General features: G+C 51.3%; 22 protein-coding genes and 1 pseudogene. 10 read left to right on the forward strand and 13 right to left on the reverse strand.

Annotated elements, in window-relative coordinates:
- A pseudogene (locus tag IBX50_RS05815) lies at nt 1-376 on the forward strand (hypothetical protein); the annotation flags it as partial.
- Between the two features lie 70 nt (nt 377-446).
- On the opposite strand, the gene IBX50_RS05820 reads toward IBX50_RS05815, so the two are convergent.
- Nucleotides 447-1,745 (reverse strand): flagellin, encoded by a 1,299-nt coding sequence (locus IBX50_RS05820; RefSeq protein ID WP_292254170.1) that lies wholly within the window; start codon nt 1,743-1,745, stop codon nt 447-449.
- A gap of 127 nt (nt 1,746-1,872) precedes the next feature.
- Between IBX50_RS05820 and IBX50_RS05825 the strand changes: the two genes are divergently transcribed.
- Together IBX50_RS05825 and IBX50_RS05830 are read left to right on the forward strand one after the other, a co-directional pair.
- Nucleotides 1,873-2,475: a response regulator transcription factor gene (locus IBX50_RS05825; protein ID WP_292254171.1), complete on the forward strand. Its 603-nt coding sequence runs from the start codon at nt 1,873-1,875 to the stop codon at nt 2,473-2,475.
- Nucleotides 2,472-4,217, forward strand: a complete 1,746-nt coding sequence (locus IBX50_RS05830; protein WP_292254172.1) for a hybrid sensor histidine kinase/response regulator — start codon at nt 2,472-2,474, stop codon at nt 4,215-4,217. The genes IBX50_RS05825 and IBX50_RS05830 overlap by 4 nt, the downstream gene beginning before the upstream one ends.
- Here IBX50_RS05830 and IBX50_RS05835 read toward each other — a convergent pair.
- Entirely contained in the window at nt 4,214-4,834 is a 621-nt protein-coding gene (locus IBX50_RS05835) for a TetR family transcriptional regulator C-terminal domain-containing protein (RefSeq protein ID WP_292254174.1), read from the reverse strand. The genes IBX50_RS05830 and IBX50_RS05835 overlap by 4 nt on opposite strands.
- 152 nt (nt 4,835-4,986) lie before the next feature.
- On the opposite strand from IBX50_RS05835, the gene IBX50_RS05840 reads away from it, so the two are divergent.
- Nucleotides 4,987-5,448: an NfeD family protein gene (locus IBX50_RS05840; protein ID WP_292254175.1), complete on the forward strand. Its 462-nt coding sequence runs from the start codon at nt 4,987-4,989 to the stop codon at nt 5,446-5,448.
- 8 nt (nt 5,449-5,456) lie between these two features.
- On the forward strand, nt 5,457-6,386 hold the full coding sequence (locus tag IBX50_RS05845; protein ID WP_292254176.1) for a stomatin-like protein: 930 nt from the start codon (nt 5,457-5,459) through the stop codon (nt 6,384-6,386).
- On the opposite strand, the gene IBX50_RS05850 is transcribed toward IBX50_RS05845, so the two are convergent.
- The 3 genes from IBX50_RS05850 to IBX50_RS05860 all read right to left on the reverse strand — a co-directional run bounded on the left by IBX50_RS05850 (nt 6,374) and on the right by IBX50_RS05860 (nt 8,411).
- Nucleotides 6,374-7,123: a TSUP family transporter gene (locus IBX50_RS05850; protein ID WP_292254178.1), complete on the reverse strand. Its 750-nt coding sequence runs from the start codon at nt 7,121-7,123 to the stop codon at nt 6,374-6,376. The genes IBX50_RS05845 and IBX50_RS05850 overlap by 13 nt on opposite strands.
- 140 nt (nt 7,124-7,263) lie before the next feature.
- Nucleotides 7,264-7,842: a YceI family protein gene (locus tag IBX50_RS05855; RefSeq protein WP_292254179.1), complete on the reverse strand. Its 579-nt coding sequence runs from the start codon at nt 7,840-7,842 to the stop codon at nt 7,264-7,266.
- The gene (locus tag IBX50_RS05860) at nt 7,839-8,411 is read right to left on the reverse strand and encodes a cytochrome b (RefSeq protein WP_292254180.1); all 573 of its coding nucleotides are present in this window, start codon (nt 8,409-8,411) and stop codon (nt 7,839-7,841) included. Before IBX50_RS05860 ends, IBX50_RS05855 begins: the two co-directional genes overlap by 4 nt.
- A 79-nt stretch (nt 8,412-8,490) precedes the next feature.
- Here IBX50_RS05860 and IBX50_RS05865 point away from each other — a divergent pair, with 79 nt between their 5' ends.
- Complete coding sequence (locus IBX50_RS05865) at nt 8,491-9,447, forward strand: LysR family transcriptional regulator (RefSeq protein ID WP_292254181.1); 957 nt, start codon at nt 8,491-8,493, stop codon at nt 9,445-9,447.
- On the opposite strand, the gene cowN is transcribed toward IBX50_RS05865, so the two are convergent.
- Nucleotides 9,434-9,733, reverse strand: a complete 300-nt coding sequence (gene cowN / locus IBX50_RS05870) for a N(2)-fixation sustaining protein CowN (RefSeq protein WP_292254183.1) — start codon at nt 9,731-9,733, stop codon at nt 9,434-9,436. The two genes, IBX50_RS05865 and cowN, sit on opposite strands and share 14 nt — an antisense overlap.
- Before the next feature lie 102 nt (nt 9,734-9,835).
- Nucleotides 9,836-10,582: a class III extradiol ring-cleavage dioxygenase gene (locus IBX50_RS05875; protein WP_292254185.1), complete on the reverse strand. Its 747-nt coding sequence runs from the start codon at nt 10,580-10,582 to the stop codon at nt 9,836-9,838.
- Nucleotides 10,583-10,751: 169 nt separating this feature from the next.
- Here IBX50_RS05875 and IBX50_RS05880 point away from each other — a divergent pair, with 169 nt between their 5' ends.
- Nucleotides 10,752-12,320 (forward strand): ATP-binding cassette domain-containing protein, encoded by a 1,569-nt coding sequence (locus tag IBX50_RS05880; protein ID WP_292254187.1) that lies wholly within the window; start codon nt 10,752-10,754, stop codon nt 12,318-12,320.
- Here IBX50_RS05880 and map read toward each other — a convergent pair.
- Together map and IBX50_RS05890 are read right to left on the reverse strand one after the other, a co-directional pair.
- Entirely contained in the window at nt 12,260-13,084 is an 825-nt protein-coding gene (gene map / locus IBX50_RS05885) for a type I methionyl aminopeptidase (protein ID WP_292254189.1), read from the reverse strand. The genes IBX50_RS05880 and map overlap by 61 nt on opposite strands.
- Nucleotides 13,059-13,283 carry a ParD-like family protein gene (locus IBX50_RS05890; RefSeq protein WP_292254190.1) on the reverse strand — a complete coding sequence of 75 codons (225 nt, stop codon included), beginning with the start codon at nt 13,281-13,283 and terminating at the stop codon, nt 13,059-13,061. The genes map and IBX50_RS05890 overlap by 26 nt, the downstream gene beginning before the upstream one ends.
- 132 nt (nt 13,284-13,415) lie before the next feature.
- Between IBX50_RS05890 and IBX50_RS05895 the strand changes: the two genes are divergently transcribed.
- A complete protein-coding gene (locus tag IBX50_RS05895; protein ID WP_292254192.1) occupies nt 13,416-14,534 on the forward strand; it encodes a serine hydrolase in 1,119 nt (372 codons plus the stop codon).
- On the opposite strand, the gene IBX50_RS05900 is transcribed toward IBX50_RS05895, so the two are convergent.
- On the reverse strand, nt 14,518-14,991 hold the full coding sequence (locus IBX50_RS05900; protein WP_292254194.1) for an Lrp/AsnC family transcriptional regulator: 474 nt from the start codon (nt 14,989-14,991) through the stop codon (nt 14,518-14,520). The two genes, IBX50_RS05895 and IBX50_RS05900, sit on opposite strands and share 17 nt — an antisense overlap.
- A 184-nt stretch (nt 14,992-15,175) precedes the next feature.
- Here IBX50_RS05900 and leuA point away from each other — a divergent pair, with 184 nt between their 5' ends.
- Nucleotides 15,176-16,846, forward strand: a complete 1,671-nt coding sequence (gene leuA / locus IBX50_RS05905) for a 2-isopropylmalate synthase (protein ID WP_292254196.1) — start codon at nt 15,176-15,178, stop codon at nt 16,844-16,846.
- Between the two features lie 84 nt (nt 16,847-16,930).
- Here the strand turns inward: leuA and IBX50_RS05910 are convergent, their stop codons facing one another.
- From IBX50_RS05910 to IBX50_RS05920, 3 genes are all read right to left on the reverse strand, one after another.
- Entirely contained in the window at nt 16,931-17,428 is a 498-nt protein-coding gene (locus IBX50_RS05910; protein ID WP_292254198.1) for a DUF4411 family protein, read from the reverse strand.
- Between the two features lie 2 nt (nt 17,429-17,430).
- Nucleotides 17,431-18,588 (reverse strand): XRE family transcriptional regulator, encoded by a 1,158-nt coding sequence (locus tag IBX50_RS05915; RefSeq protein WP_292254200.1) that lies wholly within the window; start codon nt 18,586-18,588, stop codon nt 17,431-17,433.
- A 157-nt stretch (nt 18,589-18,745) separates the two neighbouring features.
- The gene (locus IBX50_RS05920; protein WP_292254202.1) at nt 18,746-20,668 is read right to left on the reverse strand and encodes a Cache 3/Cache 2 fusion domain-containing protein; all 1,923 of its coding nucleotides are present in this window, start codon (nt 20,666-20,668) and stop codon (nt 18,746-18,748) included.
- A gap of 245 nt (nt 20,669-20,913) precedes the next feature.
- Here IBX50_RS05920 and guaD point away from each other — a divergent pair, with 245 nt between their 5' ends.
- Nucleotides 20,914-22,176, forward strand: coding sequence for a guanine deaminase (gene guaD / locus IBX50_RS05925; RefSeq protein WP_292254203.1), 1,263 nt, complete (start codon nt 20,914-20,916; stop codon nt 22,174-22,176).
- Nucleotides 22,177-22,194 lie beyond the last annotated feature (18 nt).

Raw genomic sequence — 22,194 nt, forward strand, 5'->3', positions numbered from 1 at the left:
AAAAGACTGGATCACCTACTTTGAACACTGGAAAGAGGACAACAAAATGGCCACCGTGACTCATGAGCCGGTTAAACGCATCCGGGGTTATATCCGCCAGCTCAGCGCGGATGAAGAAGCCCGGCGGATTGCCTTTGTCCGTGAACGTGCCCTCAGAGATGAAGCCAGTCAACTGAAACACGCCCAACTCGAAGGTGAAGCAAGAGGCGAGGTTAAAGGCTTGGCAACTGCGCTGATTACCCAAATCCAATTAAAGTTTGGTGAGTGCCCTGAGTGGGTCGAGCAGGAGCTTTACACTGCTGACAATCCAAGGCTCCAAAACTTGATTGTAAAAATTCTGACTGCTAACACCCTTGAAAGCCTGCTTGCTGACTAACTCTGATGTGATTGATGAGCCATCCATAATCAACCCCGACGGTTTGCTTAAGAACCATCGGGGTTGTTTTTTACAGCAGCCCCAACACCACCTGAGCGGTGGCATTGGCCTGCCCTAAAGCAGCAACACCCGCTTGCTGCAGGATTTGTTGTTTCGCCAGAGCGGAGGTTTCCACGGCAAAGTCGGTGTCCTGCACCCGGCTGCGAGCGGCGGCCAGATTTTCAGCATATATTTGGTTGCCAGAAATGACCGCCTCAAAACGATTCATCTTGGCACCAAAATCGGCACGCAGTTCAGATACAAAATCTATGGCGGTGCGAGTGGTTTCAATCGCGCGGCGGGCACCGGCCTGGTTACTGATATTGATGGTGTTTTTGGCATCCAGATTGCCATTAATCACACTGGTCAGGGCGTTATCAAGATCACCGCCACCACCACCGCTATGAATGGCGTTGGGTGACATACCTGCAATGGTGTTTACTGCAGCAACAAATGCATTTTTGGCTGTTGTTTCAGCGCCAGGAGCGGCAGAATAGTTGCTCATCCAGTTAGCAGCATGAGTTAATTGATTGGCACCCAAGCCCCAATCTTCATAGCCGCTACTAGCTGCTGCTTGCCAAGCACCGGCCAGAAGATTTGCAGCGTCATACAAATCATTACTAACAAAAATAGAGATTTCTGACCTTGCATTAAGCCAAGCACCCGCTGCAGCCGCAGGTTCTGCTGCCCATGCAGTTGCCACAGCAGCCCAGTATGCCTGCTTATCAGCAGCCAAACTTGCATCCGCCGCCGCGGCTTGGGCTGCATCAATGGCGGTTTGAACAGCAGGATGGGTACCTTCCACATCATCCCCGTCCATGGCACCAATAATGCCCCCTTCCAGCCCGGTGCTGATGCGGGCATTTTCGGTATTGTTAAAACCAATTTGCAGGGTTTGTGCTTGTGCGGAGTTGTGCAGTAACTTCTGGCCGTTGAATTCGGTGGTTTCTACAATGCGTTTAATTTCCTGGGTCAGCTGATCCACTTCCTTTTGCAAGCCATTACGGGCGGCCTGGTTGTAGGTGCCATTGGCCGATTGGATCGCCAGCTCGTTAATGCGTTGCAGATTGGACTGGATCTGATCCAGAGCACCTTCTGCAGTTTGTGCCATGGAAATACCATCAGCGGCATTGCGGGTCGCCATCGTCAGGCCACGAATGTCCTTGGTTTGTGATTGGGCTAAATAAAGCCCTGCCGCATCATCCCTGGCTGAGTTCACCCTTAAGCCTGTTGCCAGTCGCTGAAAGGTTTGTGCCTGCTGCGCCTGAGTCACCAGCAGACTGCGCTGGCCGTTAAGCGCTGCAGTGTTGGTATTAATGACCAGAGACATGCTCTCTCCAAAGTGTATTTTTATTGATTGTTACTTTTACGGCGTCAGCGGAGGTTTCTGCATGGTACAAATAGACCAGACCAGTGGATTAACTTGTCCTTCGGTAAGGTTTCTGGATAATTAAGAAATGATTCCAACAAACTGCCTGTTATTGATTGATGACCACCGCATCCTGATTGATGGTTTGCGGCAAACCCTGCTTCCTCGCTTTAAAGACTTACCAATTGAAGCTGCTGGCAGTGTACGAGAGGCGCTGGAACTGGATGTGCAACCAAGCCTGTTGGTGCTGGATATTCAGTTACCGGGCATTAATGGTCTGGATGGTTTGTCATTACTGCGTCAGCGCTGGCCGCAGGCACGTATTCTGGTGTTATCCACCTTGGATGATGCCCAGACCCGCGAACGGGCATTGTTGCTGGGTGCTGAGGGTTTTGTATCCAAAACCGAGCCAGCCAGTTATCTGGCTGATTTACTGGAAGGCATACTGCTGGATCGTCGACCGCTATCCCGTCGCGCAGTCACCACCACCGGAGCAGATTATCTGACACCACGCCAGTGTGAGGTTCTGGATCTGCTCTGTTGCGGGCAAGCCAACAAGGTAATTGCCCGTCATCTTGGGGTTTCTGACAACACCGTACGTCGACATCTGCAGGATATTTTTACCTTTCTTGGAGTGAACAACCGCACCGAGGCGGTTATAGAAGCCCGCCGCCGGGGACTGGTACGGTGAGTCCTGTCCCGCTGCATCCACTAACACTGCGTTTTACCGACCCAGTAGTGGAGCAGACTTATCTGGCTTATGATTTTCCTCGGCTGGTGGATCAAAGCCGGGTATCCAGTGTAGTGGCAATTGTCTGTTATCTGGCTTTGGGGCTTTTGTTTGATCATCTGCTGTTTTCACCTGAGGATCAGGCTCAGATCTGGCAAATTCGCCTAACCGCCCTGCTAGTGCCTTTTGGTGTGCTGCTGCTCACCTTCCATCCATTATTTCGCAAGTGCAACCACCTGCCTATTGCCATGATCGGGCTGGCAGGCGGCATCGGGATGATCCTGATGAGTCTGTACTTACCTACCGACAAGCTGGAGTATTATTACCCCGGTCTTATGGCCATAGTGTTTTTTACCTACAACCTGGCGGGGACTCGTTTTATTTATGCGCTGGGGGTGGATCTTACCCTGTTTACACTCTACAACCTGGCCATGCTGGGGCGGGGTGACGTGCCAACCGTAACCCTGGCAATCAGTGATTTGTACATAGGTATGGCAAACCTGATTGGGGGTACCGCAGGTTACCTGACCGAGCGCCAGCAGCGCAGGCTGTTTCTAGGTGAACAGGAAACCCATCATGCTTATGCCACGCGTACTCGTTTTCTAGCGGCGGTCAGTCATGATTTACGGCAACCAATTCATGCCCAGGGTTTGTTTCTGAACCTGCTGCAACAAACACCCTTAAATCCTCGGCAACAGGAAATAGTCTCACACATCAGCGCGGCATCAACTGCCACGGGGGATATGCTACACACACTGATGGATTTCTCTCGTATCGAAGCCGGTGCTGTTCAACCCTGCCCCAGAGCTTTTCTGCTGCAGCCCCTGCTGAATAAAATTGAACGTGAATTTATGCCTCAGGCAGATGCCAAGGGGCTGAACTATCGCTCCCGTGAAACAAGGCTGGCGGTCTATTCCGACCCTTCACTAGTGGAGGTGATGCTGCGTAATCTGGTATCTAATGCTATTCGTTACACCCCCCAAGGGAGTGTGCTAGTGGCTTGTCGCAAACAGGGAGATCAGGCTGTGCTGGCTGTGTATGACACAGGTATTGGCATAGAACCAGCAGCCCAGAATCTGGTATTTGAGGAATTCCAGCAACTGAACAACCCAGAGCGCGAACGCACCAAAGGGCTGGGTCTTGGGCTGGCGATTGTTAAAGGATTGGCAAACACCCTGCAACACCGATTAAAACTTGTATCCATACCGGGGCGCGGCAGCCGATTTGAGCTGCTGCTTCCGCTGACCCACACAAAAAACATCCCAATCGACGAGTCGCCTACCCTTGCCATGCTTGGTCGATCCAGAATTCGCTACAAAGAAAAGGGGTTGCGGGTACTGCTGGTAGAAAATGATGAGGCTGCACGCGAGGCGACCAGTCTGCAGTTACAGGACTGGGGGTTTGAATGTGATGCGGTGGATGGATTGGAAGCAGCACTGGTGGTGGTTGAAACCAGGCCACCAGTATTTATTATCAGCGATTTTTGTCTGGGTGGATCATTAAATGGTGCCGAGGTTGTCACAAAGTTGTGTGCAGTGATCGGCAAACCCCTGCCCGCGCTGCTGATTACCGCAGAAACCGCACCGCTACACCTGCAGGAAGCCGAGCACCACGGGCTTACATTACTCCACAAACCAGTGGTACCGAGTGAACTTTACCGAAAAATAGTCACTTTGCTGGAGACTACGCCAACCCAGTGTTAAAGGCTTTTAAGCCCACAACCGCGCAGGATGATGCCACTGACATGATCAGCTATGCTGCTGGCATCCTGTGGTTCGTATTCAGCGCGGTTCAGTACTGTTAATACCTGGGTTTCAAAATCAGCATAATGCTGGGTGGTCGCCCAGATCATAAAAATCAGGTGTACCGGGTCGACTGCTTGCATCTTGCCCTGATCAATCCAGCTTTGAATCACACCCGCCCGTTCACGCACCCACTGGCGTAATTCCTTACGTAAAAAATCACGATGATGAGGTGCACCCTGAATGATTTCCATGGCAAAGATGCGAGAAGCGCGGGGGTTTTCTATACTTTGTTGCACCTTGCGACGGATAAACTGATCCAGCGCAGTTGCAGGATCATCTTCTGCCGTAACACGATCAAAAGCATCATTCCACTCACTGATGATTTTGTTCAACACCGCTTTGTAGAGGTTTTCCTTACTGGAAAAGTAATAAACAATATTGGCCTTTGGCAGCCCGGCGCGATCAGCAATATTCTGAATTGCAGTTCCCTTGTAACCGTGCAGACCAAACTCTTCTTCTGCTGCAGACAGAATCAGCTGCAGGTTGTCTTCTCTTATTTGTTTTCTTTTTCCCACGCCGGCAATACCCTTTCAAGTCATAAGGTGAACCTGCAGTTTAAACAAAAGCCTGGAATGAAACCATCGACCTTAAGGCGAAGTGCTACACTGGTTGGGCACTGGACTTATGCGTACAATCTTTTATTCACCACTGATCACAAGGAGGTCTTGTGACACCACTGATCTGGATCACTCTCGGTATTCTGCTGATCCTTTCCGAACTCATGGCCACCAGCATTGTGGCGGTATTTCTTGGACTGGGTGCACTGGTCACCGGCATTTTTCTTTATCTCGGCTGGATCGACAGTCTGGCGGTTCAGCTATTGTTATTCAGTGGCAGCAGCCTGCTGGCTTTGTTATTGGCAAGGCGCAAACTCAAGACTCTGTTTGTTGGCAGTACCCTGGATCCGCACAAACACTCGGATTTTTTCACTCAGGAAATAGGCCAGCGTGTTGTTGTTACCAGTGATTTTGTAAAAGGTGCCGGCCGGGTAGAGCTGAACGGCGTTCACTGGGATGCCTACAGTAACGAGCCATTAAAAAAAGGGGATGTCGCCTGGATTACACATAATCAGGGTATAGAGCTTTATGTTGCATCCCATCACACAGAAACATCTCCCTCTGAAAAATAGGAATACTTATGATATTTGATTTTGGCACCATGCTGGCTCTAGGTTTTGCCCTGTTTGTTATTCTTGCGGTAATTAAAACTGCACGTATTGTTCCCCAGCGAAGCAACTTTGTTGTTGAGCGACTCGGCAAGTTTCACCGCACCCTTGATTCGGGTTTTCACATTCTGATTCCCTTTGTGGATAAAGTGGCCTACCAGCACACCTTAAAAGAAGAAGTGATCGACGTGGAACGTCAGGCCTGTGTCACCAAAGACAACATTCAGGTTGGCATCAACGGTGTGATGTACATTCAGGTGGTGGATGCCCATCAGGCCAGTTACGGTATTAATGATTACCGTTATGCAGCCTCACAGCTGGCACAGACCACCATGCGCTCTGTCATCGGCCAGACAGATCTGGACAAAACCTTTGAAGAACGCTCCAAAATTAATGAAGAAGTGGTGATGGCACTGGATGAAGCGGCCAAGCCCTGGGGTATCAAGGTTTTGCGTTATGAAATCTCTGATATCGAGCTGCCTGCCAGCATCAAGGATGCACTGGAACAACAGATGCGCGCCGAACGTGAGCGCCGTGCAGCCATTGCCAAATCTGAAGGTGAACGCCAGGCCATGATCAACGTTTCTGAAGGTCAGAAACAGGAAGTGATCAACATGTCCGAAGCAGAAAAACAGAAACAGATCAACGAAGCCGAAGGTCGTGCCAAGGAAATTGAACTGGTTGCCACGGCTACGGCGGAAGGTTTACGTAAAATTGCCCTGGCAATCAAGGAAGAAGGTGGTCAGGAAGCCGTTAACCTGCGGATTGCTGAACAATACGTCAAAGAGTTCGGCAATCTGGCCAAAACCAACAACACCATGATTATCCCAGCAGAGCTGGCCAACATCGGTGGTGCTGTGGCTGGGCTGTCAGAAGTGTTAAAAATGAGTCAACCTAAGTAATAACGTGCCAGCATCACCAGGCATACAGTGACCAACAGGGGGCGGATCAGGCGACTGCCGCCCCTGATCACGGCATGGGTGCCTAACCAGGCTCCTGCCATCTGCCCAACCAGCATCACCGCTCCCACCTTCCACAACATGTGGCCTCCTGCAGCAAAAACCAGTACTGCTGCCAAATTAGTAGCCAGATTCAATATTTTGGCGCGAATGGTGGCTTTGATCAGATCCAGCCCCCGCAATGCCACACCCGCAGTGGAAAAAAACGAGCCAGTACCCGGACCAAACATACCGTCATAAAAACCGATGGCTGGCACCACAAACAACCGGTAACTTTTTTCCTGCAGTCTTGGTTGAGTATCCAGGTCACCTGCCTTGGGTGCCAGCAGGTAATAAAGGGCAATACCGACCAGCACCAGCGGAATAACAAAATCCAACGCAGCAGGATTTACAAACTGCACCGAAGCTGCCCCCAGTGCAGAACCAATCAACGCCGCCAGAAACAGCCCTCGCATTTCACTCCAGATCAGCAGGCGACGGCGCAACAGGGTCAGGGATGCCGTCAGCACACCAAACACACTCTGCAATTTATTGGTTGCCAGTGCCTCCAGTGGCGCTACACCTGCCAGCAACAGGGCAGGAATGGTGATTAATCCGCCACCGCCGGCCAAGGTATCAATAAATCCGGCGACAAAGGCTGCCAGTAACAGCAGCAGCAACACCTCATTGCTCAGCTCCAAAACCTGTCTCCACGATCAGAAAAACGAGTCAGCTTACACAAAAAAAAGCGCCCCACAAAGGAGGCGCTGAAGACGCTACTGGCAGAAACCATTAACAGAAACTATCAACAAAAACTACCTAGAGGGAACACACAACAAAATTACTGACGCACCCCTTCAACCACCAGATTCAGATAAACGGTTTCAGCTGCAGGACCCAGATTGAAGTTGGCACCAAAATCCGGCAGGTTTAATGCTGTAGTGCCAGTGAAACCAGCACGGTATCCACCCCAAGGGTCTTTACCTTCACCAACCTTCTCAACGGCAATTTCAATGGCGCGTGTCTGACCCATCAGAGTCAGGTTGCCTTTTAAAGTTCCCTTGCCCTCACCCAGGTCTTCATAAGCAGTGCTGACAAAACTAGCCTCGGAGTAGCGGCGCACATCCAGAAAATCATTGCTGCGTACATGGCGATCCCGCTCAGCATGATTGGAGTCCACTGAAGCAGGGTTGATGGTGACATCAATCTTGTTCAAAGAAGGGTTCTTTTCATCATAAGTAAAAGTACCACTGAACTCGTTAAAACGACCCACCACATAGCTGTAACCCAGGTGATCAATTTTAAAATTGATGGAAGCGTGAGCACCCTGAGTATCAATCAGATAATCCGCTGCCATAACCGGGGTTGCAGCCAATGCAGCAGCCAGAGCCAAGCCTTTAAATACCGATGTTGATTTCATAACGTTTTCTCCGATTTCACACCCAGCATACGTTTGAGTGTGTTGTTGCGATCAATAAAATGATGTTTCAGGGCTGCCAGAGCGTGCAGGCCAGCCAGAACCACCAGACTTGTTGCGGCATAAAAATGCACCATGCCGGCTGTTTCTTCATGCCGTGATGCCAGACCCGGAAGAGCCGGCACCGAGAACCAGTTGAACACCTGAATACTGCGACCATCTGCAGTCGACAGCATATAACCTGAAAAAAGCACCAGACCCAGCAGTAAATACAACAACAGATGCCCTGCTTTGGCTGCAAACCGCTCCAATCCGGAATGCACCAGCAATACCGGTGATGGATTCAGAAACTTCCAGATCAGACGCAGCACCAGAACTGCAGCCAGCAGCAAACCCACACTGCGATGAATATCTGGATAAAACCGATAACCTGGGTCGTAATAACTCAGCGAGACAATATACAAACCCAGTGGATACAAACCCATCACCGTCAAGGCCACCAGCCAGTGCAGCACAATGCTGACCCAACCATATTCACTGCGGGAGTTACGCACGCGTTGTGTGAATTTCATTTTTTGCTTCCTTCAACTTGTTCGGATCAGTCTGACGCACTAGCATACATTCGTCTAATGCATAAAAGAGATAATCAGTATGCGAGAAGTGGATTTACACCGACTGGATCTGAACCTGCTGCCTGTTCTGCAGGTGTTACTGCAAGAGCGCCATGTATCCCGCGCCGCTGCGCTGCTTAATATGAGCCAGCCAGCGGTCAGTCGTGCACTGGCTCGATTGAGAGACACCCTGGATGACCCACTGCTGGTCAGAACCTCCCGAGGTTTTGCCCTCAGCAGTCGAGCAGAAGCATTGCAGCCCCATCTCATTGAACTGCTGCAACAAATGGAGCACCTGATCCAGCAACCCCGTTTTGATCCACTCACTGATTCTAGCCTGATCCGCCTGACCGGACTGGATCTGGAGCTGGCACTCTATTTTCCACATTTAGTGAAACACCTGAGGCAACAGGCACCCAACCTACGGCTGGAAACCGTGCGTCAGGAATTGGACAGTTTTTTGATGCTGGATCAGGATGAAGTACATTTCAGCTTCAGTGGTTTGCAACCGGCCAGCGCCGAAGGCAGCCTGCACCGTATGGTGATTGATGAAATGCCATTTCGCTGCGTGATGTCAGATCAACATCCACTGGCTCAGGGTGTTATGTCGGCAGAAAACTTTGCTGCCGCGCCTCACGGACTGGTCTCCATTACTGGTAAAGGACCCGGCAGTATGGATGCTGTGCTGGCCGCCCACGGATTGGAGCGTCAGGTGATGCTGCGTCTGTCCAGTTTTATGTCGGTGGCGGATTTTTGTGAAGATACAGATCTGATCTTCACCCTGCCACTGCGACTGGCCGAACGCATCTGTCATAACAGAAGGCTTTGCCTGCGCCCCTTACCAGCTGCACTGGAACAACCCCCGGTGAAGTTTTATCTCTACTGGCACAGTCGTTATCACCGTGATCCACGCATCATCTGGATTCGGGAACAACTGCTGGTGGCGCTGAACCTAAACACTTCCAACAACACAACTGGGGGAATCAGCAGCAGTTAACTTCCAGCCAACCCAGCATTGCCAGCGCTCGCTCATCTTCTGCAGCTTCAAACAGCTCATAAATCTGATTGATATTGGTATGAATCAGAAACAGGTCATCCGGTTTCGGGCCTGATTTTGGCTGGCGTTTAGCCAAAAAATAATCCCAGAAAGGTGAAGCATAAGACTCAGTGGCAGCATATTGCTCAATCAACGCCATCACTGCCGCGGCATTACCATCACAATCAATTCCGATAAATGTGACATAACGATCAATATCCGCGTTGATATCTTTTTGTTTATTCATCTGTAACTCCTGAGTCAGTGAATTTTTACAGCAACAATCACTGCAAATCAGAAGCCAGACCAGCATAAAAACCAAACAGGATTTACGCTTGTTTGTCTTGCATCAAAAAAATCCGTAAACATCCATCGCCAGTACACCATGACTGTAAGATCGGTACAGCTTCTGCGGCTGGTTTCCGACCCCCAGAGCAACCAACAGGGGTTGAAAATGCTCCGGAGTTGGGTGATTTTCATGGGCAAAAGGAGCCTGATGTTGCCATGCCAACAGGGTTTGTGGCTGATCCGACAACAGGTGTTTTTCAACCCAGTCAGCAAAAGCCATCACCCAGTCCGCGGCTTCACCATGTGCGGCACGCCATTGAATGGCCCGCAGGTTATGAGTCAGGCTACCGGAACCAATCACCAGTACACCTTCTTCACGCAAGGGCGCCAACTGCTGACCCAGTTGATGCAGTTGTTCTGCACTCCAACTCGAAGGCAAAGACAGGGATACCACCGGAATATCCGCCTGTGGATACATCAACATCAAAGGCACCCAGGCACCATGATCCAACCCGCGCTCCACCTGTCTGGCATCAGTCAGTGCGGCCACCCGTTCTGCCAGTGCCGGATCACCAACAGCCGGATAACGACAGGCAAACAGCGCTGGCGGGAAACCATAAAAATCATGAATGGTTTCTGGCTGAATGGAACGACTGACCTGCAGATTCTCCGTTTCCCAGTGCGCTGATATCACCAGCAGAGCACTGGGCAAATACCGCTGCCCCAGCTCGCGCAGAAAATCCTGATCCGGGCCCTTCTCCAGCGCCAGCATCGGTGAACCATGAGAAATAAAAAGCGAAGGCAACATGTATTATCTCCAACTGTCGAGGGAACCACTTGCATAGTCTGACCATCAAAAGCTAAGCTTATTCCCGTTAATCCCGCAAATGTATTTCTGATAAGGATGATTCGCAGCCATGAAGTTCTGAATCCCACTTTGATTGTTTTCCACTTTCAAAACTGCGGAGTCAGCCTTTATGACATTACTGGATGCGCGTTCCATCACCTTCTCGTTTAATCAGGGTACATCCCTGTTTCAGAACCTTTCCTTTCAGCTGCAGCTCCATCGCACCGGGCTGGTGGGTCGTAATGGCTGTGGCAAATCCACCCTTCTGGCACTACTGACCGGTCAGCTGCAACCCGATGCCGGACAGATCCTGCAACACGGCAGTCTGGCATGGCTTTCACAATTGCGTGATCCTCAAAGTTCCGTGGCTGCTTTTCTGGGCATAGAAGCCTCTTTAAAAGCACTACAACGATTGCAACAAGGACAGGGTGACACAACGGATCTGGAGCTGATTGCAGATCGCTGGTTACTGGGTGAAGAGTTACAGCAACTGCTTAAATCCCTTGCCTTGCCAGCCGACCCATATCTGCCACTGGCACAACTCAGTGGTGGTCAGCAAACACAACTGGCATTGCACTGGTTGTTCAGCCACCCAGCTGATCTGTTGTTGCTGGATGAACCTTCCAACCATCTGGATGCAGCAGGACGTAAATGGCTGGCCGATCAACTCCAGCAATTTCGCGGTGGCCTGTTGCTGATCAGTCATGATCAACAACTGCTAGAACAGATGGATGAAATACTGGAACTGGACACCACTGGCATCCGCAGTTATCGCGGTAATTTCAGTTTCTGGCAGCAACAACGATCATTGGAACGCCAGGCATTACAACGGGCACTGGACAACACCAGCCAACGCCTGCAGGAAGCCCAGCACCAGGCTCAACTGAGCCGTGAACGAGCAGCTCGCCGTGCCCGCACCGGCAAACAACAGCGGGCATCCGGCAGCCAGGGCAAACTGCTGATGGACATGAAAAAGAACCGTGCTGAACAACATTCCGGCCAGCAATCTCGCCTGCGGGATCAGCAACAGCAACAACTGCTGCAGGAGCAACAGGTATTACGCCAGCAACAGGCAAGGCTGGATGAACAGAAGTTACACCTGCCAGCTCAACTGAACGGCAAGGGACGACTGCTGGATGTGATTGAACTGCAACTGCCCAGAGGCCAGCAGACACCCCTGACCTTCAGTCTCGATCAGGGTCAGAAAATGCAGCTGTGCGGCAACAACGGCAGCGGTAAATCCACCCTGCTGCAAGTACTGCTTGGTAGCCTATCGACAACCAGCGGAGAGGTTCGGCTGCACACTCATCCTTGTTATCTGGATCAGCATTTTTCTCTGCTGGATATTCATACCAGCGCACTACAAAACCTGCAGCAGGCAGCACCTGGTCTGCCGGAAAGTGATGCCCGCACCCTACTGGCTAACATCGGCCTGCGGCGTGAACGAGCAGCATTACTGGTAGCCAGCCTGAGTGGTGGTGAACGGATGAAACTGGCATTACTGCTGGCGACCCGCCAGCCCGATGTGGGTTTATTGTTACTGGATGAACCCGACAACCATCTGGATCTGGACAGCAAGGCACAACTGGCTGAACTGTTAAAAAGCTGGCCTGGTGCCCTGCTGCTGGTCAGTCACGATCAGGCATTTGTCAGTGCCTGCGGCATTAGAGAACGGCTGGAACTGCTGGTGAGTAGATGAGTTTCTTCCGGGCGCAAGGTCAACACCTCCACCCCGCTTTCCGTTACGGCAAGGGTGTGCTCCCACTGGGCTGACAACTTGCCATCACGAGTCACCACCGTCCAGTCATCACTCAGGGTTTTCACCTTGTGGCTGCCCTGATTCAGCATCGGTTCAATGGTGAAGGTCATACCCGGTTCCAGCTCCACACCGGTACCGGGAATACCAAAATGCAACACCTGCGGGGCTTCGTGCATTTCCCGCCCGATACCGTGACCACAGTATTCCCTCACCACGGAATATCCCGCTGCATGAGCATACTGCTGAATGGCATGACCCACATCCCCCAGTCGTACACCGGGGCGCACCTGGTGAATACCCGCCCAGAGAGCACCATAAGTGATTTTCACCAGACGTTGTGCCTGAGGTGACACCTCCCCGACCAAGTACATCTTGCTGGAATCAGCAATAAAACCGTTTTTCTCCAGCGTGATGTCCAGATTGATGATCTGCCCAGATTTCAGACGCCGATGATCAGGCATGCCGTGGCAAACCTCCTCATTAATCGAGGCATTCAGCACATAAGGGTAGTCATACTGCCCCTTGCTGGCCGGCCGGGCTTTTAATACCTCAACAATATAAGCCTCCACCCGATCATTCAGTTCCAGAGTGGTCACACCGGGCTGCACCCAAGCATTCAATTGCATAAAAACATCCGCCAGTAAACGTCCGGATTCACGCATCAACTGCAGTTCTTGTTCAGACTTGAGCTTGATCGAGTTCATCCACCCACTCCTTTAATGAACCCGCTTCCGCTTTTAACAGGCGGATTTTTAACTGGTTGTAATTCAGATCCGGATACAACTCGGCCAGCATACCCAGCCGCATCCAGAACTCCGCCTGAGCATTCACCGAACGCGCCATGGCCTGACTGGCCAGCCGCAGATCCTGATGCAAACGATCCGAAATCTTCACAATACCCATAAACACCTCAAACACGCCAATATACGATTTATATATGAATCGTATAACAACAGACAACAAGCGTCAAACTGCCAGTAAGAACCGGACGGACTGAATTCCAACCCTTATAATGGTGAAAAAAGAGGACAAAAGATGAACGCTGATATCAACACCCTGCTGCAACAGGAACTGCACACTCTTGCCAGTCAGCGGCATGTTCATCATGCGCTATTGGGTGTCAGTCACCTGCACGGCGATCTGCACTGGCTGGGAGCTACCGGCACTGCCAATGCTCAGGGTGAACCGGCCAGTATTCACACCCCTTTTCACATCGCCAGTATCGACAAACTGATGACCGCTACCCTGGTGATGCAACGTGTAGAACAGGGTTTACTGGATCTGGATGCGCCGCTGGAGACCTGCCTGCCCCAGACCCTGATTCGAGGGCTGCCACCACTGACACTGCGCCACCTGCTGTCCCACACATCAGGGCTGCCAGACTGTTATGAAGAGCGGCCAGCCCAGGGGCTCAGCCTTATGGAGCGTGTGTTTCAAGGTGAACTGACCGAGTGGACGCTGGAACAGGTGATGGATCAGGTGCGGCAGATGAAACCCCATTTTGCACCGCGCAACCCGCGTCAACCGGGGCAATGGGCACGTTACTGCAATACCGGGTATGAACTGATGAACTGGCTGATCGAAGACCTCAGCCAACAACCTTTGCATCAGTGCCTGCAACAAGACATCTTTATTCCTGCAGGTATGGCGCACAGCTGGCAATTGGGTCGTATGGCAGCACCACAAGACAGCCTGCCACCGGCTGACATCTGGATTGATGATCAACCCTTGCAAAATCAGGTAGCCCTGGAACACTTCACCAGCATCTATTGCACACTGGATGACTTGATCCGCTTTATCAAGGCACTGGTTCAGGGACAGTTATTTCAGAACCCCGGCACGCTGCCGCAGATGCTGCAAACCCGCCACAAGTTTGGTTTTCCGCTGGATCGTGTGGCATTACGGGCACCCGGCTGGCCGATTCAGGTTGGGTTGGGGCTGCAGTCCTTTTGTGTGCCACGCCTGTTCACGCCCTTTCACTCCATTCCGGAAGTGATTGGCCACACGGGTTCCACCAGCAGCTGGGTCTTTTATTGCCCCGAGCGGCAACTGGTGATCTGTGGCTGCGTCAACCAGACCCGAGCTGCTGCACTGCCTTACCAGCGCGTACCGGGGTTACTTAAAAAACTGAAAATAGTTAGCCCAGATGCTTGAGTGACACCTCAGTATTATCCACCACCTTGCGCATCACAAAGCTGGAATGTACTCCGGTGACACCAGGGATTTGGGTAATGGTGTTGAGCAGGAACTCCTGGTAATGCTCCATGTCCGGCACGATCACCTTAACGGTGTAGTCGGCAGTTTGGCCGGTGACTAGGTAACACTCCACCACTTCCGGGCAGTTGCTGACAATACGATCAAATTCGGTGAAACGATCCGGGGTGTGGCGATCCAGCGCAATCTGAATAAAAGCCGTGAGTTTTAATCCCAGTTGTGACTGGTTCAGCCGTGCTACATAACGGCTGATGTAACCTTCATCCTGCAGTTGTTTAACTCGCCGTGAACAGGGTGAAGGGGACAAGCCCACCTGCTCCGCCAGCTCCTGATTGCTGATGCTGCTGTCTTTTTGCAAAGCATCCAGAATACGCCGGTCGGTACGATCCAGTTTCATGACATAATTCCTCTTGAAAGCGCAATAAAACCAATACAAGCAATTTATCACCACAAAAATAAAAAAATAAACAATAATTTTGCAAAAAATGTTTTTACCAACGTATCTTAGCAATTTTTCATCCATTCATTCAGGTTAAACTGTGCAGCATCTTCGGTACCCCACTTTTTCTGAGAGAAGCACCATGAGCCGTTACGACCACACCAAATACCGCCCTTTTCCGCCTGTGCAGTTAAAAGACCGCCAATGGCCGGATCAAGTCATCAACAAAGCACCGATCTGGTGCAGTGTTGATCTGCGGGATGGCAATCAGGCGCTGGTTGATCCAATGACGGTGGAACAGAAAAAATGCCTGTTCCAGTTGCTGGTAAAAATCGGTTTCAAACAGATCGAAGTAGGCTTCCCCGCGGCATCCCAGCCGGATTTTGATTTTGTGCGGGCGCTGATCGAAGAAAACATGATCCCTGATGATGTGACGGTGCAGGTACTCACCCAGGCGCGGGAACACCTGATTGACCGCACCATTGAAGCCTTGCAGGGCGTCAAAAAAGCCATAGTGCACGTTTACAATTCCACCTCCACCGTGCAGCGGGAGCAGGTGTTCCGCATGAGCCGCGAGGAAATCATTGAGATAGCCGTCTCCGGTGTACGCATGGTGAAAGAGCGTGTGGCAAACCACCCGAACACCGACTGGCGGCTGGAATACTCTCCGGAAAGTTTCACCGGCACCGAGTTGGATTTTGCCGTGGAAATCTGTGATGCGGTGGTGAAAGAGTGGCAGCCGACACGCGAGAAAAAAATCATCCTCAACCTGCCAGCCACGGTAGAAATGTCTACCCCCAATGTGTTTGCTGACCAAATTGAATGGTTTTGCCGCCATATTGGCCAGCGGGACTGCATCGAAATCAGCCTGCACACCCACAATGACAGAGGTTGTGGTGTTGCAGCGGCAGAACTGGGCATTATGGCCGGTGCCGACCGGGTGGAAGGCACCCTGATGGGCAACGGTGAGCGCACCGGCAACATGGACGTGATCACTATGGCAATGAACCTCTACAGCCAGGGTGTGAACCCGGAGCTTTATCTGGCTGATGCCCAGGAAATTGTTGAGGTGGTGGAAGCCTGTACGCAGATTCCAGTCAATCCGCGTCACCCCTGGGTGGGGGAACTGGTTTACACCGCTTTTTCCGGCAGCCACCAGGATGCCATCAAAAAAAGCCTCAGCCAGCAAAAACCTGAACAAGGCTGGAATGTTGCCTACCTGCCGATTGATCCGCAGGATCTGGGGCGCAGCTATGAAGCGGTCATTCGCATCAACAGTCAATCCGGCAAGGGTGGTGTGGCTTATGTACTGGAGGCCGATTATGGCCTGAAACTGCCGCGCTGGTTACAGGTGGAGTTTGCCAGAGTGGTGCAGGCGCGTACTGAAGCCGAAGCGCGGGAATTAAAACGTCAGGAAATCTGGGATGCCTTTAATCAGGCCTATCTGATTCATCCTGATCTGGCTGAACTGGTCAGCTACAAGCTGGAACGCAGTGACCGCGACTACCTGACCGCCGTGATCCGGCAGCAGGGACGCAGCGGTGAATTACAAGGCGAAGGCAAGGGCGCACTCCATGCCCTCACCGAAGCTCTGAAACAAGTGCTGGATCAGGAAATCCAGATCACTGAATACAGTGAACACGCTTTGTCCACCGGCAGTGATGCCAAGGCGGTGACTTACATCCAGCTCAAGGTCGGTGAACAGGTGTACTGCGGTGTAGCCATCAGCGAAGACACCGTGGCTGCCAACCTCAACGCAGTACTGGCCGCTGTCAGCCCGGTGCTGGCAGCAAGAGTCATCGAGGCTGCATAAATCAGGAACATAGCGGCAGGGAAGCTGCTTTTAATAACAATTGCAAAATCCCATCTGGTATATGACTAACCATTTGTTTTCTTTTTAGTCGTGATATTGCACTTGCAAGGCACGCAGCATGGTAAAGGGGCTTTGATACTCAACACCAAACTGGATACATACATCTGGCAGCTTGACCTGGTTGCGGGATTCCGGACGAGACTCTTCAAGCGTCACAACAACACAACCATTCACCCGTGCATATGCAACCAGCCAACCATCCGCTCCAGTGGCAAACTTGGCTTTGGCACTGTCATGGTATTGTGGATTGCGCTGCACCCATAACATGATTTCGGTATATGCGGTCACAACATCAGTACGCTGGGTACCCAGAAAAAAACCACCGGGTACCTGATGATGCACCCATTGCACCAGATCATCATCATCACGCCCCTGCAGCAGCTCCATCCGATTTCGATCCAGACTGTGAATCTGTCCAGACTGATGCTGAGTCAGCAGGCTATTCCAGAAGCCAGGGCACAAATCAAAAGCGTAGTAACTGTTCTTGGCAGTAATCAGAACATCAGAATCTATGATATACATGGTTAGGGCAACTCCATTCCCAGGCGACGGGCATACTCCTGAAATGCACCACCGTTAAGTCCAGTCAAATCATAAGCCTGCTTGAATCCAATACGCCCTTCCTTGGCTGCTCTGATGACCTGAACAGCAAATAGACGACCAACACGAACATTCTGATTGTTGTAAAAATCGCCGCCTCCACTGACTTCCTGCTTTTGTCTGCGTTCCTGCCGGGTATAGGCTTCGTAGAAATCAAAAAAAACCTGACGATCCACCAAGCGTAAATCCATGACTCTACGGCCAATCACTATTGGGCTGACCTTGAACCAGCATGCCAAAAGCTCAAAAGGTGCATCATCTCGTCTTGCTTCCTGCCAATGCAAACGCAGTTCGGTTTCAGGAACCAGAAACTCCGCAGCTGCTTGATCACAAAACATCTCCACTACACCGCCATCAGGGAAAACACCCGGAAAACCGGATAGCCCGGAACCTTCTGTACCCAACCAAACATGCGCCAGCTCATGAGCCAGGGTAAACATCTGTGCTGATTTGGCATCTGCACCATTCACAAAAACCAAGGGCGCATACACATCACTCAGTGCAAAACCACGGAACTCCTCAACATTGAGTTTGCGGCGGTTATTATTGCCCACCACACCATTGACCACCGCCATGATCCCTAAACTCTCCATGGCGTTACGCAACCCACTCACAGCTTCTTGCCAGGTACGCACACCAGCTGCCCAACCATTACCCAACCCCAGTACACGGCGCATTTCCCGGCCAATGGCTGCCGGGTCATCCTTCAGGCGTGCACTACCAACAAAGCTCAGGGGTTCAGCTTCGCACTCCAATCGCGCTTCACGCAGCCAAGCTTGACGTCGTTGCATGGCATAAAGGGTATCCAGCAGATCAGGGCTGGCAGAACGGAGCTGCCGGTTTTCCAGCATACGAAAATCCGGAATTGGCAAGGGGATGTCCGGTGGCTCCGGCAGGAATAGATAGCCAAAGGGCACATGGGTAGCCTTGGCAAAGCTCTCAAGCTGCTTAAAAGTAGGCAAAGATTCACCGCGTTCCCACTCCAGAAGCTTGGGAAACTTCGCGGCAAGATTCTCAATGCCCAGATGGGCGCGCTCCCGTGCCCATTGAAGAACACTGGGACTGACGGCAATACGGTTCATGCTCTCACCTCCCTGAGCATTAGGGCGCTGGCTTCAATATTGGATGCGAACACTGTGACATCCTTATGTTGAGTCAGTCCTTGCAAATAGTCGTTTACTTTAAGGATTGAAACGGATCTGAGCAAGATTTTTAAACCCTAAAACACCCGACTTTTAATCAGGTACGATAATAAGCCAGCTGTTGCTGGATATGATCACAGGAAGTCAGCAGCGCCTCACTCTGGGCACTGACTTCCTCCATCTTGCCAAGGTTAAATTCGGATGAATCATGGATATGTGCAATGTTCTGACTGATATCAGCTGAAACCTGACTCTGTTGCAAGGCAGCACTGGCTACTTGGGTATTCACACTGTTGATCTGATCCAAGGTCGCCAAGATATTCTTGAAGGCCTGACCTGAAACATCAGCCTTGGCAACATTCTGCTGCATTTGCTCCTGTGCATCGGTCATCAGCTTGCGAGCCTGATCAGCAGCCAGCTGCATACGGTCAATCATCTGCCGTATTTCCCCTGTGGAGCTCTGGGTTCTGCTAGCTAGCGAGCGTACTTCATCAGCCACCACAGCAAACCCTCGTCCATGTTCACCGGCTCTTGCCGCCTCGATTGCTGCATTCAGCGCCAGCAGGTTGGTCTGTTCAGCAATACTGTTGATCACTTCCAGAACCGCTGTGATGGACTGGCTTGCCTCTGATAACTCCGCCGTCACATCAACCAATGCACCTGTTTCTTTTGCCTGCTCATTAATACCAGCAACCAGCTCATTCATCAGGCTGGTTCCTTCACTGGCCAGTTGGACTGCATGTGCCGACGCCTGCTCACCCTGCTGAGCATGCTCAGCGACCGAACGTGCTGAATGGTGCATTTCCTGTATGGCTGCTGCCACCTGTTCTGTGCTTTCATTCTGACTGCGCAGCGAATCGGTGGATTCACGACTGATGACTTTTAATTGATCCACTGACTGCGCCAAAGGGGTCAAACTTTTGGTGGTATCACGGATACTGCCTTGCAGCCGTTCCAGTAACTTGTCAAAACTACGGGCCATGTGCCCCAGTTCATCCCGTGCTGTGGAATTAAAACGCCGGGTCAGATCCCCACCCCCTTCTGCAAGATCTTCCAGAGCATGGATGGTCTGCTCCAGCGGACGTGCCACCATACGACGCAACAGCACCACCAGTAACAGACTCAATAGGGCACCACCAGCCACCAGTGTCAACAGGATCATGCCGGAAGCCTGCAAAATACGCTGCTGTACTTCTTGAATCGGGTAACCAGCAACAATCCGGTATCCCCAAGGGGTAAACTGCTGTTCATGCAACATCCAGCCATCAGGATTCTGCAAGTGCTGCTGAACTTCTTCAGCCTGAAGATGATTGGAATGAAAACGCAGGTTACCGCGTGCATCCAACAGGGCAACAAAACCACTATCAAGAATACGGGTTGCAGCAATAACATCACGCAGAGTGTTCAGATCTGCCGAATAACCGACATAAGTGATACCTATCACCTGTCCCTGCTGGTTGCGTATGGGTTCATAACCGGTCAAAAAAGGGTTACCCAGAATATCCACCTGCCCATAAAAAGCCTGTCCTGCCCTTATGGCACGAATGGCTGCGCCTTGGGGATCCAACAGAGTACCTATGGCTCGCTCTCCATCAGCCCGGCGAACATTGGTGGTGACACGAACAAAATCTTCATCCCTGCGGCTGAACAGGGTTGCTGTGCCTCCCATAATACGGGTCACACCATCCACCAGATCAAAACGACCCACCTGAGCCTGATCTCCCAGCCACAACTGAGGAACCTGCTGGTCATTTAGCTGAGTCGGAAGCCCCTGCTCAGGAGTACCCTGTTGCTGTACCCGATCAATCAGCAGCGCCATACTGCTCTTGACTCTATCAGTCATGATGCTGTCAGTGACTTCCAGCAGACGATCCAGCTCCTGCATTAGTTCCTGAGCTTGCTGATCTGCTGCATGAGTGATTTCTTGTTGCTCTTGCCAGGCAAAAAACACCACACCTGCAAACGTCATCAGGGCAATGATTAAAACCGTGGACAGCAGTATTTTTTTCTGCAAAGACATAAGGTGCCCCTTGGAGTTCTACCAAAGTAGTAAGTTATATCTTGTTTATCCGCTAACGACAGAAAAAATTTGTAATTTAACTTACACACAGGTACAGCTTACATCCATTTTTGCAACAACTTATCAGGCGCGGAACTATCCATAACAAGCTTGTACAGATCAAGTTCATCAGTTACCGACTAGTTTTAGTGAGAGGTGTAGAATCATCCCTGTATGATTTTTTTATCAGCACAGGTGGGTGTTGTATGAGTTCTATGACCGCCCTGCGGGGCGAGATGCTGGATTTTGCTGATGGTCTGCGCCACTGGCAGGATGGGTTGTTGCTGATTGGTGATGGTCGTATCACAGCCATTGGTGATGCCGAACAACTCCTACCCACCCTGTCACTGGATCAACCCGTGCAACAGCTGCAGGGGTTACTGTTGCCGGGATTCATTGACACCCACATCCATTATTCTCAGACAGGTATCATCGCCTCACACGGTGAACAACTACTGGATTGGTTGCAGCGTTATACCTACCCGCAGGAAATGGCGTTTTCCGATCCACATTACGCCGCGCAGGAAACCCATTTTTTTCTGGATGAACTGGCACGCAACGGCACCACCACGGCGATGGTCTATCCAACAGTTCACCCTGCTTCAGTGAAGGCGCTGTTTGCAGCAGCACAGGCAAGAAGTCAGTGCATCCTTACCGGCAAGGTGATGATGGATCGTTTTGCACCCGCTGAGTTACTGGATACTCCAGATTCCGCCTACCGTGACAGCAAGATGTTAATTGAACGCTGGCATGGACAGGATCGATTGAAGTATGTACTCACCCCACGCTTTGCCATCACCAGCAGCCCAGCGCAGCTGGAAAAAGTTTCACAGCTGTACCGCGAATACCCAGAGGTTTACCTGCAAACTCATTTGAGTGAAAACCACAACGAACTCCTGCAGATCCGCCAGCTTTTTCCCGCAGCAAAAAACTATCTGGATGTGTATGACCACTACGGACTATTGGGTGAACGCAGTATTTTTGGTCATTGCCTGCATCTGAGTAACAGTGAATGGCAACGCTTGGCCGATACCCATTCAGTGATTGCTTTTTGCCCCACGTCCAACCTGTTTTTGGGCAGCGGCCTGTTTGATCTGCAGCGCTGCAACAAAGAAGGGGTGCGTCTGAGTCTGGCTACGGATGTTGGGGGCGGCACCAGTTTTTCTCTGCTGACTACGCTGGCGGAAGCCTACAAGGTAGCGCGGTTACAGGGCACGGATCTGAACCCGCAAGATGGGTTTTATCAGATCACTCTGGGTAATGCCCGTGCACTGGAACTGGATAATCAGATTGGCAGTCTGGAACCCGGTAAATACGCTGATCTGGTATTGCTGGATACTGCCGCCACACCATTGCTGGAAAAGCGTTGCCAGTTGGCAAAAACCATCGAAGAAAAACTCTTTGCGCTGATGTTTTTAGGTGGACAACAAGCCATTGCTGCCACTTGGATTGCTGGAAAACCTGTTTAATAACAGCAGCTTGTCAGG

Source organism: Marinospirillum sp. (assembly GCF_014859565.1).

What these genes read in the sequence shown, in the direction of transcription:
- IBX50_RS05820 (WP_292254170.1), bottom strand. Translation starts at nt 1,745, where the DNA reads ATGTCTCTGGTCATTAATACCAACACTGCAGCGCTTAACGGCCAGCGC.
- IBX50_RS05825 (WP_292254171.1), top strand. Translation starts at nt 1,873, where the DNA reads ATGATTCCAACAAACTGCCTGTTATTGATTGATGACCACCGCATCCTG.
- IBX50_RS05845 (WP_292254176.1), top strand. Translation starts at nt 5,457, where the DNA reads ATGATATTTGATTTTGGCACCATGCTGGCTCTAGGTTTTGCCCTGTTT.
- IBX50_RS05855 (WP_292254179.1), bottom strand. Translation starts at nt 7,842, where the DNA reads ATGAAATCAACATCGGTATTTAAAGGCTTGGCTCTGGCTGCTGCATTG.
- IBX50_RS05860 (WP_292254180.1), bottom strand. Translation starts at nt 8,411, where the DNA reads ATGAAATTCACACAACGCGTGCGTAACTCCCGCAGTGAATATGGTTGG.
- IBX50_RS05865 (WP_292254181.1), top strand. Translation starts at nt 8,491, where the DNA reads ATGCGAGAAGTGGATTTACACCGACTGGATCTGAACCTGCTGCCTGTT.
- cowN (WP_292254183.1), bottom strand. Translation starts at nt 9,733, where the DNA reads ATGAATAAACAAAAAGATATCAACGCGGATATTGATCGTTATGTCACA.
- IBX50_RS05875 (WP_292254185.1), bottom strand. Translation starts at nt 10,582, where the DNA reads ATGTTGCCTTCGCTTTTTATTTCTCATGGTTCACCGATGCTGGCGCTG.
- IBX50_RS05880 (WP_292254187.1), top strand. Translation starts at nt 10,752, where the DNA reads ATGACATTACTGGATGCGCGTTCCATCACCTTCTCGTTTAATCAGGGT.
- map (WP_292254189.1), bottom strand. Translation starts at nt 13,084, where the DNA reads ATGAACTCGATCAAGCTCAAGTCTGAACAAGAACTGCAGTTGATGCGT.
- IBX50_RS05890 (WP_292254190.1), bottom strand. Translation starts at nt 13,283, where the DNA reads ATGGGTATTGTGAAGATTTCGGATCGTTTGCATCAGGATCTGCGGCTG.
- IBX50_RS05895 (WP_292254192.1), top strand. Translation starts at nt 13,416, where the DNA reads ATGAACGCTGATATCAACACCCTGCTGCAACAGGAACTGCACACTCTT.
- IBX50_RS05900 (WP_292254194.1), bottom strand. Translation starts at nt 14,991, where the DNA reads ATGAAACTGGATCGTACCGACCGGCGTATTCTGGATGCTTTGCAAAAA.
- leuA (WP_292254196.1), top strand. Translation starts at nt 15,176, where the DNA reads ATGAGCCGTTACGACCACACCAAATACCGCCCTTTTCCGCCTGTGCAG.
- IBX50_RS05910 (WP_292254198.1), bottom strand. Translation starts at nt 17,428, where the DNA reads ATGTATATCATAGATTCTGATGTTCTGATTACTGCCAAGAACAGTTAC.
- IBX50_RS05915 (WP_292254200.1), bottom strand. Translation starts at nt 18,588, where the DNA reads ATGAACCGTATTGCCGTCAGTCCCAGTGTTCTTCAATGGGCACGGGAG.
- IBX50_RS05920 (WP_292254202.1), bottom strand. Translation starts at nt 20,668, where the DNA reads ATGTCTTTGCAGAAAAAAATACTGCTGTCCACGGTTTTAATCATTGCC.
- guaD (WP_292254203.1), top strand. Translation starts at nt 20,914, where the DNA reads ATGAGTTCTATGACCGCCCTGCGGGGCGAGATGCTGGATTTTGCTGAT.